Here is an 11930-nt window from a genome sequence, read left to right on the forward strand (position 1 = left end):
GGTTGAGCGTCGATGTGATGTGAGGATTCAGGATGAGTTTGCACCAGTTGTACGCAGTCCTGCTGGCCGGCGGCCTGGTGTTACTCGCCAGCATCGCCGCCGCCCGCACGGCCACCAAGCTCGGCCTGCCCGGCCTGCTGCTGTTCCTGGCGCTCGGCGTGCTGCTCGGCGAGGACGTGCTCGGCATCGACTTCGACGACGCCCAGCTGGCCCAGCTCCTCGGGACCACGGCGCTGGCGATCATCCTGGTCGAGGGCGGCCTGAGCACCCGCTGGAGCGACATCAGGCGGCTGATGCTGCCCTCGGCGCTGCTGTCGGTGCTCGGCGTCGCGGTCAGCGTGGCGATCACCGCGTCGGGGGCGCACCTGCTGCTCGGCCTGGACTGGCAGCTCTCGCTGCTGCTGGGCGCGATCGTCTCCTCGACCGACGCCGCGGCCGTCTTCTCGGTCCTGCGCGCGCTGCCCCTGCCGCGCCGCGTCGCGGGGCTGGTGGAGGCCGAGTCCGGCTTCAACGACGCGCCCACCGTCATCCTGGTGATCGTGTTCTCCACCGGCGTCACCGACCTGCCTGACCCGCTGTCCATCGCCGGCCAGATCGGCTTCGAGCTGGTGGCGGGAGCCGCGATCGGGCTGGCGATCGGCTGGGCGGGTACGGCGGCGCTGCGGTTCGTGGCGCTGCCCGCCAGCGGCCTGTACCCGCTGGCCACTGTCGGCCTGGGCGTCATCGCCTTCGCCGCCGCCGGGGCCGTGCACGCCTCCGGGTTCCTGGCCGCCTACCTGACCGGGCTCCTGCTGGGCAACGCCGTGCTGCCGCACCGCGCCGCGACCCGGTCCTTCGCCGAGGGGATCGGCTGGCTGGCGCAGATCGGTCTGTTCGTCATGCTCGGCCTGCTGGTCACGCCGAGCGAGCTGCCCGCCGCGCTGCTGCCCGCGGTCATCATCGGCCTGGTGCTGCTGCTCGTGGCGCGGCCCGTCTCGGTGGCCGCCTGCCTCACCCCGTTCCGCATGGGGTGGCGGCACCAGGCCTTCATCGCGTGGGCGGGGCTGCGCGGCGCGGTCCCGATCGTGCTGGCCACCTATCCCATCGTCGCCGCGGTCCCCGGCAGCCATCAGCTGCTGAACATCGTCTTCGTCCTGGTCGTCATCTTCACCCTGATCCAGGGGCCGACCCTGCCGCTGATCGCCCGGCTGCTGCGCATCACCCAGCCGCACCAGGCCCGGGAGGTGGAGATCGAGGCGGCGCCGCTGAACGTGCTGGCCGCCGACCTGCTCACGCTCACCATCCCGTCCGGCTCGCGGATGAACGGCGTGGAGATCTTCGAGCTGCGGCTGCCGAAGCCGTCCATCGTCACGTTGATCATCCGGGACGGCGACACCCTCGTCCCCGAGCCCGACACCCCGCTCCGCGAGGGCGACGAGGTGCTCATCGTCACCACGCCCGCCACCCGCGCCGAGGTCGAGAACCGGCTGCGCGCCGTGGGCCGCGGCGGGCGGCTGGCCCAGTGGCACGACGGGCGCGGCGAGGCCGGACCGGCGCCCAGGCGGGTCGGGCGGGAGCCGCTGCCGCTGTCCGACGCGAGCCGCGCCGCCGCCCCGGCCCTCGTACGGGCGCGTGAGGCCGTCGCCTCCTGGTGGGCCGGGGTCACCCCCAAGGGCCTGCAGCGCGACGAGCCGTAGCCCCTGGTCAGGCGGGCTCGCGGTAGCCGATGGAGGACAGGACGAAGTCCACGACGGTCTCGGCGTAGCGCGGGGCGTCCTCCACCAGGGCGGGCATCTTGTCCAGCGGCGTGGACAGGACGTGGTTGACGAGGATGCCGTTGACCGCGTCGAGGACCAGGGCGGGTGAGGTGCCCTTGGGGATCTCGCCGCGCTCGATGGCGAGCAGGACGAGGCTGCGGAAGATGGTCCGCCACTGCCTGCCCAGGTCCTCCATGGCCTGGCCGAACAGCTCGGGATAGAACTTGGCCTCGATCTGCGCCCGGATGCCGACCAGCCCGTCGCGGCTCTGCTGCGCCCGCAGGGTCCGGATGGCCATGGCCAGCAGGTCCTCGCGCAGCGAGCCGGTGGACTCGGCCATCACCGGCGTGGTGAGCGAGGCGAGCGCCGCCACGATCAGCTTCTCCTTGCTCTGCCAGCGGCGGTAGAGCGCGGCCTTGCCCACGCGGGCCCGGCGCGCCACGGCGTCCATGGTGAAACCGGCCCAGCCCACCTCGGCGTAGATGTGCAGCGTCGCGTCGAGCACGCGCGGCTCGATGTCGGGGTCCGGCGGCCGTCCCGGCCGTGGCGCGGCAGCGCTCGTCATGAGGACCAGTTTGCCAGGAGAGGGCATCAGCGTCAGCGATCTTCGTCAAGGTTGCGGACAATGATCGTCCTTTTTATGGGGGGCCGCCCGGGCGGACGCCTCCCGCCGGTCGGGGCCCGGCGGGAGGCGCGCACGGTCGTCGTCCTCCGGCTCAGGAGGTACGGGCCGCGCGGGCGGCGCGGGCCGCCTCCACCTTGAGCGCGTCGCGCTCGGGGTTGGCCAGCAGGGCGAACAGCGCGCCGCCGATCAGCACGATGACGCCGGCCAGCAGGAACACCCCGGTGTAGCCGTCGGCAGGGGAGTCGCTGGAGGCCTTGGCGGCGTCGAGGACCATGCCCGCGAGCACCGGGCCGGGTACGCCGATCAATCCGCTCAGCGCCAGGCCGAGCGACAGGACGCCGGTGCGCTGCGCGGGCGGGGTGATCTGGGCGAGCGTCGGGTTGGCGATCGCGTAGATGCTGGTGCTCAGGCCGTAGCCGAGCATCAGCAGCGCCATGGGCAGCGCCACGCCGTCCACGAGGGGGAGGGCCATCAGGGACAGGCCGCCGCCCATCGCCAGCCCGCCGCCGATGAGGGTGCGCACCAGGCGGGCAGGGACGCCCCGCTTGAGCGCCCGGTCGCCCCACGCGCCGTAGGCGAACAGGAAGATCACCGAGGTGATGCTCGGCACCCCGAACAGCGACCCCGCGGTCACGGCCGAGAAGCCGAGGCCCGCCTCGAAGTACGACGGCAGCCAGGTGAGGACGATCATCACGAGCATGCCGACCGAGGAGAACAGCGCGAGGTAGCCGAGGAAGGTGCCGGTCAGCAGGATCGAGCGGAGCGGGGCCTTGGTGCCCGCCGTCGGGTCCTCGGGCGAGTCCTCGGCAGCCGCCTTCTTCGCCGGGCGAGGCGTCACCGGCTCGGCGTACGGGCCGGTCTTGCCGACGAACGCCCAGCCGACGCACCAGACGAAGCCCATGATCGCGACGCTGAGGAAGCCGTACTGCCAGCCGAGCGCGGCGATCACCACGACCAGGACGGGGGCGAAGATCAGCTTGCCGAACGAGGCCCCGGTGGTGAGCAGCGCGGCGGGCAGGCCGCGCCGCTCGTTCGGCCACCAGGAGTAGGCCATCGAGTGCATCACCGAGTTGGAGGGCGCGTCCGCCGCGCCGAGCAGCAGCCGGGTCACGACGAGCATGCCGGCCGAGGCGGCGAAGAAGATCGGCAGCTGGATCAGCGACCAGAGCATGACGAGGGTGAACAGCGTGCCCTTGAGCGGCAGCCGGTCGGCCACGGTGGCGAACAGCAGCGTCACGGCGGGACCGAGCAGGCTGGCGGCGGTGCTGATGGTGCCGAACTGGGTGGCGGTCAGGCCGAGGTCGGCCATCACGGGCTGGGCGACCAGGCCGAGGATCGCCTTGTCCAGGTAGGCGATCAGCGTGCTGGCGAGCAGCATGAGGGTGATCACCCAGGCTTTGACCATGCTGGGCTTCGACGGCGGGGCGGCCGTCGCGGAGATCGCTGGTTCGCTGGGGGGAACGCGCTCGCTGACCATGGTGGGGGGCTCCTTGATGAGGACGTGGCCGGCCAGGGGGTTCGGGGCAGGGTTCATCGGCTCCGCGACGACGGCCCGGGACGTCGGCGTGGAGCGAGTGGAGGTGCGGGGGCGTGGAGGCGCGGAGGGGTGCGGAAAACGGGGGGTGCGGAAAACGGAAGGGTGCGGGAAGGTGCGCCGGCGGGAAGGCGGGCGCGGGGCGGCAGGCGTCCGAGAGGGCTGCTTCGCCCCTGGAAAAGGGAGTTTGAGCTGCGCTTTTAATATGGACGAAACATGTCTGCAAAACAGAAGCTAGGTCAGCGTTCTCGGCGATGTCAAGAGTCCCCGCCTATTTACAGACAAAGTGCGTCCGCATTAGGGTGCGGGCATCGTCCCCAGCAGAAGGAGTACGGTGGCGGCACCCGTGTCCGGTCGCGCGTCGCATCTCGTGACCGCCGCGCTGGCCTTCAGCGGCATGGTCGTGGCGATGATGCTCACCCTGGTCGTGCCGATCATCCCCAACCTGCCGCGCCTGGTGTCCGCCTCCGTGGACGACGCGTCCTGGGTCATCACCGCCACGCTGCTGTCCTCCGCCGTGTTCACCCCGGTCAGCGGACGCCTGGGCGACATGTACGGCAAGCGGCGCATGATGCTCGTCAGCCTCGCGCTCATGTGCGCCGGGTCGCTGATCTGCGCGGCGTCGAGCTGGCTGCCCGCCGTCGTAGCCGGCCGCGCGCTGCAGGGCTGCGCGGTCGGCGCCATCCCGCTCGGCATCAGCCTCATGCGCGACCTGCTGCCGCCCGGACGGCTCGGCTCGGCCATGGCGCTGATGAGCGCGACCATGGGCGCCGGAGGCGCGATAGGGCTGCCCCTGGGCGCCCTGGTCGCGCAGTTCGCCGACTGGCACATGCTCTTCCTGGTGGCCGCCGCCATGGGCGCGATCGGCCTGGTGCTGACCCGCGTCCTCGTGCCGGACTCGCCGCTGCGGACCGGGGGCAGGTTCGACTTCCCCGGCGCGGCCGGCCTGTCGGCCGGGCTGGTGTGCTTCCTGCTGCCCATCACCAAGGGCGCCGCCTGGGGCTGGACGAGCCCGCTGACGCTGGGCCTGTTCGCCGCCGCGGCGGTGATCTTCCTGGTCTGGGGGCTCGTGGAGCTGCGGACCCGCGACGCGCTGGTCGACCTGCGCATGACCGTCCGGCGCGAGGTGCTCGTCACGAACGCGGCGTCCGTCGCGTTCGGGTTCGGCATGTTCGGTTCGAGCCTCGTCTTCCCCCAGCTCCTCCAGGCGCCGGCCGCCACGGGCTACGGCCTGGGGCTGTCCATGCTGGAGGCCGGGCTGTGGATGGCGGTGGGCGGCGTGATGATGATCGTGCTGTCGCCGGTCTCGGCCCGCCTCACGGGCGCTTACGGGCCCAAGGTGACGCTCGTGGTCGGCGGCCTGCTCAGCGCCGCCGGCTACGGCGGCGCGCTGTTCCTGATGGACGAGGTGTGGCACGTCGTGCTCGCCTCGACCGTGGTCTCGGCCGGCGCCGGCCTCGGCTACGCCGCCATGCCCGCCTCGATCATGAACGCCGTCCCGCGGTCGGAGACGGCCGCCGCCAACGGCATCAACTCGCTCATGCGCTCCATCGGCACGTCCCTGGCCAGCGCGGTGATCAGCGCCGTGCTGGCCGTGCAGACCGTCCAGCTGGGCGCGGCCGTGCTGCCCTCCCGCACCGGCCTCCAGCAGGCGCTGGCCGTGGCAGCCGCCGCGGTGAGCGCCGCCGTCCTCCTGAGCGTCCTGCTGCCCCGCCGGAGAGGCGGGCGCGTGGGGTCCGCGCCCCTGCCGGGCGGCGTCCAGGCGGAGCCCGCCACCAGCTCGGGCTGACCGGCGGTCCGGTGCTCCGCCTTGCGATCCTTGTCCTGACGCTCCACGGAAAGGTGTCATATGACGGCGTACTCCCTTGACCATGTCGCCCTCGCGGTACGGCGCTGGGCCCAGGCCGGGCCGGTGCTCGCGGGGCGGTTCGGCGGACGCTGGACCGGCGGCCACACCCAGCCCACCTTCAGACCGGCCCAGCTCCGGTACGCCGGCGGCATGGGCGTCGAGCTCCTGGAGCCCGGCAGCGAGCCGGGGGCGTTCGTCCAGCGCTTCCTCGACGGCGCGCGGGCGGCGGCCCGGCCGCACCACCTCACCTTCAAGGTGCGCGACATCCGGGCCGTCCTCTCCGCGGCCGGGTCGCTGGGCTTCGAGCCGATCCTCGTCAACCTGGGCAACCCGATCTGGCAGGAGGCGTTCCTGCACCCCAAGGCCACCGGGCTCGGCTTCCTCGTGCAGGTGGCCCAGTCGGAAGGGCTGCCACCGGAGCTGCCCGCGGACCTGCCGGGCGCGGAGCGGGCACCCTGGCCGGAGCCCGCGGCCGAGGCGGCCGCGCTGCCGGTCGTCGTCGGACGGGTCTCGGACGAGGACAAGGCGCGCCTGGTGCTCCGCGACCTGCTCGGCGGCGCCGAGACCACGTGGGGGCCTGGGCTCTCCTCCTACCGCTGGGACGGCGGCTCGGACCTGCTGCTCGCCGCCGCCCCCGGCGAGCGGCCCGGGCTCCGGCTCCTCGGCTTCCGCCAGGACGGGGCGGCGGCGTGGGAGCCGTCCGGCGCGCTGCGGGCGGCCGAGGCCGAGCCCGTCGTCCCCGAGCTCGGCATCCGGGTCGCCGACCTCGCGGGGGAGAGCCACGACCGCCTCACGGACCCCGTCCCCGCGACCCGCTGACCGCCCGATGGGCGGGGACCCCCTCCTCGCCCACCGGCGCTCGGACGTGTGATCCACCGGGGCCGGTCTCCGCTCATCGGGCCCGGGACGCGTGATCCACCGGAGCCGGCCCCCGCCCATCGGGCCCGGGACGCGTGATCCCCGCCCCAGCAGGACCGGCCGGGGCGGGGATCACAGGGCCGTCACTGGCCGTCGACGATGAAGTAGCCGCCCACGTCCGCCAGCGGCGTCAGCGGCGTCAGTTTCTTGGCGGCGGCGTCGTACTTCACCACGCCCGCGCAGGCCGGGGTGAGCACCCGGCCGGCCGGCCAGGACTGCGAGCAGGTGACGCCGGGGATGGCCTCGTAGCTGAACGAGCCGCCGTTGAGCACCGTGGCCAGCTTCTCCGCCGTGGGCTCGCCCTCGATCTTGGCGAACGCCTGCAGGAAGAGGTCGGCCGCCCAGTAGGTCGTCACCGTGCCGATGCCGTCCGGCGGCGCGTCCGACCCGATGGCTTTGAGGTCCTCCCTGACCTGGGCGAACTTGTCCTCGCCGAACGCCAGGGCGCCCTGGGCCGTGGTGCCGTACATGCCGTCCACCGTCTGCGCGGTGCCGGCGTTGTCGAGCAGCGCCTGCGCCGCCTGGCCGTAGAGCATGTCGCCGGTCCAGCCGAGCGACTTCAGCGCGCCGAGCACGCCGAGCAGCGCGGGCGCGGTGACGTTGGCCGACACGACGTCGGCGCCGGACGACATGATGCGCGAGGCGATGGGGGTGTAGTCGGACAGCGGGGGCTCGGTGGCGCTCGGCAGGTCCGCTTCCGCGTACACGACGTCGATGCCGAGGTTGGCGGCGATGGCCTTGGCCGAGATGACGCCGGCCTTGCCGTACGGGTCCGACGAGGCGAAGACGCCGAACTTGATCGACGAGGGGTCCTTGCCCGACGCCTTCAGGTACTGCTCCAGCGACGACGACGAGCCGACGACCTTGCCGGGCAGCGCCTCCGCGCACGACGCCTGGCCCGAGGTGCTGAACATCCACGGGTTCTTGTCCCAGGCGCAGAAGTCCTGCCCCAGCCAGCCGAACGTCGGCACCTTGTTCTTGACGATGTAGTCGCCGTTCACGCCGGACGCCGGCACGTACGGCACCAGGGCGAAGACCTTCTCGGACTCGACGAGGCTCTGCGTGGCGTGCTGGGAGGCGGCCGGCTGCCCGTTGTCGTCCTGGAAGCCCGCGTACGCGAAGGTGTAGCCGTTGACGCCGCCCTCGCGGTTGGCACGCTCCAGACGGGCCCTGGCGCCGACGTCGAGGCCGGGCAGCGTGTGCTGACCGGCCTTGGTGTTGGTGCCGGTCCCGCCGACGGTGACGACCTTGCCGTTGACGCCGCGTACGGTGTCGCCGGTGAGCTCGGGCAGCTCGCCGAGGATCTTGACGATCTCCTCGCCGGCCTGCTGCGCGGTCAGCGGCTTGGCCGTGACGGCCGGGCGGGATTCCGGTTCGGGGGAGCCGGACGAGCCGCCGCCGCACGCCGTGAGCGACAGGGCGGCCGTCACGGCGACCAGGGTGTTGACCCGCCGGAGCCGGCGGGTGCGCGCAGAGGTCATGCTGTGTGCCTTTCGAAAGGTTCGGTGGCCGGGGGGTCAGTGCACGACGGCGGACATGCCGAGGTAGGCGGCGGCGACGCGTTGCTCGTCGACGTCGGCCCGCTCGCTCACCCAGCGGAGGTGGCCGGTCTGCAGCGCGCCGACCTGGTCGGCGACGGTCAGGACGTCCCGTGCCTTCTCCTCGACGAGCACCACGGTGGTGCCCTCCTGCTGGAGGCGCTGGAACGCGGCCATGATCTCGGCGGTGACGAGCTGGGCCAGGCCGAGTGACGGCTCGTCGCTGATGAGCAGGCGGGGGCGGCGGACGAGGAAGGGGGCCAGGCTGAGCATCTGCTGCTCGCCGCCGGACAGGTTGCCCGCCGGCTGCCCGGCCCGCCGGGCCAGGGACTCGAACTGCTCGTAGACCTTGGCGCGGTCGGCCTTCGACGGGAGCCAGATGCTGAGGTTCTCGTCGACGGTGATGGACGGGAAGACGCCCCGGGACTCGGGGACGAGGACGAGGCCGCGTTCGACGCGCCGCAGCGTGTCCAGCGCGGTGATGTCCTCGCCGTCGAACACGATGCGGCCGCTCGTCACCGGCACCAGGCCGGCGATGGTGGCGCAGAGCGTCGTCTTCCCGGAGCCGTTGGCGCCCAGCAGGGCCAGGATGGCGCCCTCCCGCACGGTCAGGTCGATGCCGTGGAGCACCTCGACCTCCCCGTACGCGGCGTGCACGCCGTGCAGCTCCAGCAGGCCGGGCGAACGGCCGGCCGCCGGGAACGATCCAACCGGCGCCGCCGGCTCGCCGACCTCGATCGCGGGCTCGGGCGAAGCCGGGGGCGCGGCCTGAGCTGGGGCCTGCGCGGCGGCCTGCGCGGCGGCCTGCGCTGCGGCCTGGGCGACGGTCTGGGCGGCGGCCTGGGCGGCGAGCTTGGCGCGTTTGCGGTCGCGCCGGTGCCTGGCGGCCATGGACTGCGTGGCGAGCAGGCCGTTCGGCTGGGCGGCGAGCTGGATGGCGCCGAGCCCGAACAGCACCTGCGGGATGAGGTCGTTGCTGGTGCCGCCCCAGCTGATCGGCCCGAGGTCGAAGCCGTGGGCCATGATCCAGGGCAGGACGGCGCTGATGATGCCGGCCTCGATGGCGCCGCCGGGGCTGCGTACGCCGACGATGACGACGATCGCCAGCCACAGGAACGTGGCCTGCGGCGGGTTCGCCGTGTTCAGGATGGTGCCGTAGACCGTGACGGCGAGGACGCCGCCCAGCCCCGCGACGGCGGCGGAGATGACGAAGATGAGGAGCTTGGTGACCGGCGGCGAGACGGCCGAGGCGGACGCGGCCGGCTCGGCCGTCCGCACGGCGATCATCGCGCGGCCCGCCGCCGAGTCGGTGAGGTTGTTCGCCATCCGGACCAGCAGCAGCACGACGAGGAAGACGACGATCAGCAGCACCCGGTCGTCCGCGAGGTCGATCGGCCCGAACCGGGGGCGCGGGACCGACCAGCCGGCCGTGCCGTTGGAGAACCACTCCATCTTGAACAGCACGTTCGTCGCCAGCAGCGCCAGCGCCAGGGTGGCGAAGGTGAGGCTGAGACCCGACAATCGCAGGGCCGGCAGCGCGGTCAGCGCGCCGAGCGCGGCGGCGACCAGCACGCCGACCACCGTCGCGGGCACGTAGTGCCAGCCGTTGGCCAGCAGCAGGCCGACGGTGAGGCCGGCCGCGGTGGCGAACGCGCCCTGCGCGAGGCTCACCATGCCGCCGAGCCCGGTCACGATGGTGAAGGACAGCAGGATGATGCCGAGCGCGAACCCGTAGATGAACAACTGCCGCCAGATGCCGTTGGCGAGGAACAGCGCGGGCACCAGGACGACCGCCGACTTGATGATCCAGGGCAGCGCCTTCTTGAACGGGCTGAGGTCGTCCCGGTAGTCGGGGCTGGGCTTGGCCGCCGTCGCGGCGGTGCCGGCCTTGCGCCGTCTGCGGTCGTGGCCGAGCAGGATCAGCGCGATGAACAGCACGGCGTACGGGACGGACGCGGTCAGGCCGTACACCTTGGCGGCCCAGGCGCCGAACGCGCCGAGGTGGTCCGCGTTGACGTACGCCACGACGATGTTGCGCACGGCCCCGATGAGCAGCCCCGCGAGGAACGCGAGCGGGACGGAGCGCAGCCCCGCCACGACGGCGGCCGTGGTGGCGACGAACAGCGCCAGGGTGTAGTTGTCGTTGACCAGCCCGAACGGGCCGGGGAACGGCGCGGCCAGCACGCCCGCGACGGCGGCGAGGAAGAAGCTGATCACCCACGAGAGGGTCGAGACCCGGCCCGTGTTGATGCCCCGCAGCCGGGCGAGCACCGGGCTGTCCACCGCGGTCCGCATGTGCAGGCCGAGCGGCGTGAAGCGGAGGAAGGCCCACATGGTGACGAAGAGCAGGACGCTGGCGCCCAGGGCGACGAGCTGGTTGTTGCTGAGGACCAGGCCCGCGGCGATCTGGTGCTGCTGGGCCGGCAGCACGCCGGGCACCTGGTAGACCTCGGCCACGTCCTGGAAGGGGATCCCGAGGGCGTCCCGCAGGATCGCGCACACCAGCAGCACGAACGCCGGCACCACGATGAGCACCCCGACCCCGGCGACGATCTTCGTCGACTCCTCGGCGTCGGCCAGGCGGCGGAACACCAGACGGTCCCACGCCCAGCCCATGAGCGGGGCGAACAGGGCGACGATCACCAGGAGCGTCAGCCACTTGTTCCAGCCGAGCGCGACGTGGAACTGGTGGTAGAGGTAGGCCGCGGCGAAGGCGGTGGCCGCGTGGCCGAAGTTGAAGATGCGCGAGGTCGAGTGTGACAGGACGAGCCCGATCGCGAGCAGCGCGTAGATGGCGCCCGACACCGCCCCGCTGATCGTGATGCTGAAGAACTGCAACGAAGACTCCTAAGAGGGGGTGTCAGCTGCCGAGATAGGCGGCGATGACCTCGGGGTTCTTACGGATCTCGGCGGGCGGCCCGTCGGCCAGCACGCTCCCCTGGACGAGACAGACGATGCGGTCGGCGAGGCCCATCACGAAGTCGATGTCGTGCTCGACGAGGACGACCGTCAGCTCGTGCCGCTGGACCAGCCCGAGCAGGACCTCGCGCAGCAGCTCGGTCTCCCTCGGCCCCAGCCCGGACGTCGGCTCGTCGAGCAGGAGCAGCCGGGGCGCGTCCACGATGGCGCGGGCGAACTCCAGCAGCCGCAGCCGGCCGATCGGCAGGGTCGCGGCGCTCACGTCCCGGACCGCCGACAGCCCGCACAGCTCGATGACCTCGTCGGCCCGCTCCAGCAGGGCCGCGGTCTCGCGCCGGCGGTGCGGCAGGCCCAGCACGTCGCCGAGCAGCCCGCGCCCGCGGGTCCGCCACTCCAGCGGGACGAGCACGTTCTGCCGCACGCTCAGCCAGCCGAACGCCTGGTGCCGCTGGAAGGTGCGGCGGACGCCGTGCCGGGAGAGCCAGGAGGCCGACCGGGAGGTGACGTCCGCGCCGTCGAGGGCGACGCGCCCCTCGGTGGGGGTGCGCAGCCCCGAGATCGCGTCAAGAAGGGTGGTCTTGCCGGCGCCGTTGGGCCCGATGAGGCCCACCACCTGCCCGCGCGGCACGTCGAGCGTGACGCCGTCGACCGCGGTGATCCCCCCGAAGCGCACCGTCACGTCCGCCAGCCGGAGAACGGTCCCGGTGTCCGGTCCTGCAGGGGTGACGGGGGTGGTTTGTGCAACATCCATGGTGTGCTCACTTCCTGCGGAGACACAATAGGAACCCGTTTCCGTTGTAGGGAGCGTGAC

8 protein-coding genes are annotated in these 11930 nt (G+C 72.7%); 3 read left to right on the forward strand and 5 right to left on the reverse strand.

The genetic code is table 11. The features are described from left to right. Positions 1-32 precede the first annotated feature (32 nt). Positions 33-1676, forward strand: a complete 1644-nt coding sequence (locus ABD292_RS08030; protein WP_344206405.1) for a potassium/proton antiporter — start codon at positions 33-35, stop codon at positions 1674-1676. Between the two features lie 7 nt (positions 1677-1683). On the opposite strand, the gene ABD292_RS08035 is transcribed toward ABD292_RS08030, so the two are convergent. Then, positions 1684-2301, reverse strand: coding sequence for a TetR/AcrR family transcriptional regulator (locus ABD292_RS08035; RefSeq protein WP_344206406.1), 618 nt, complete (start codon positions 2299-2301; stop codon positions 1684-1686). Positions 2302-2452: 151 nt separating this feature from the next. Further along, positions 2453-3895 (reverse strand): MFS transporter, encoded by a 1443-nt coding sequence (locus ABD292_RS08040; RefSeq protein WP_344206407.1) that lies wholly within the window; start codon positions 3893-3895, stop codon positions 2453-2455. Positions 3896-4229: 334 nt separating this feature from the next. On the opposite strand from ABD292_RS08040, the gene ABD292_RS08045 reads away from it, so the two are divergent. Together ABD292_RS08045 and ABD292_RS08050 are read left to right on the forward strand one after the other, a co-directional pair. Further along, positions 4230-5684, forward strand: a complete 1455-nt coding sequence (locus tag ABD292_RS08045; RefSeq protein WP_344206408.1) for an MFS transporter — start codon at positions 4230-4232, stop codon at positions 5682-5684. A gap of 60 nt (positions 5685-5744) precedes the next feature. Continuing rightward, positions 5745-6563 carry a VOC family protein gene (locus ABD292_RS08050; protein WP_344206409.1) on the forward strand — a complete coding sequence of 273 codons (819 nt, stop codon included), beginning with the start codon at positions 5745-5747 and terminating at the stop codon, positions 6561-6563. 182 nt (positions 6564-6745) lie between these two features. On the opposite strand, the gene ABD292_RS08055 is transcribed toward ABD292_RS08050, so the two are convergent. Genes ABD292_RS08055 through ABD292_RS08065 form a run of 3 tightly spaced genes read right to left on the reverse strand, consistent with a single transcriptional unit; the run spans position 6746 to position 11870 of the window. Next, on the reverse strand, positions 6746-8143 hold the full coding sequence (locus ABD292_RS08055; protein ID WP_344206410.1) for an ABC transporter substrate-binding protein: 1398 nt from the start codon (positions 8141-8143) through the stop codon (positions 6746-6748). A gap of 36 nt (positions 8144-8179) precedes the next feature. Then, positions 8180-11038, reverse strand: coding sequence for an ABC transporter permease subunit (locus tag ABD292_RS08060; protein WP_344206411.1), 2859 nt, complete (start codon positions 11036-11038; stop codon positions 8180-8182). Positions 11039-11060: 22 nt separating this feature from the next. Then, a complete protein-coding gene (locus ABD292_RS08065) occupies positions 11061-11870 on the reverse strand; it encodes an ABC transporter ATP-binding protein (RefSeq protein WP_344206412.1) in 810 nt (269 codons plus the stop codon). Positions 11871-11930: the final 60 nt, after the last annotated feature.

Origin of the sequence: Nonomuraea bangladeshensis, from assembly GCF_039529455.1 — a bacterium.
Lineage (GTDB): Bacteria > Actinomycetota > Actinomycetes > Streptosporangiales > Streptosporangiaceae > Nonomuraea > Nonomuraea bangladeshensis.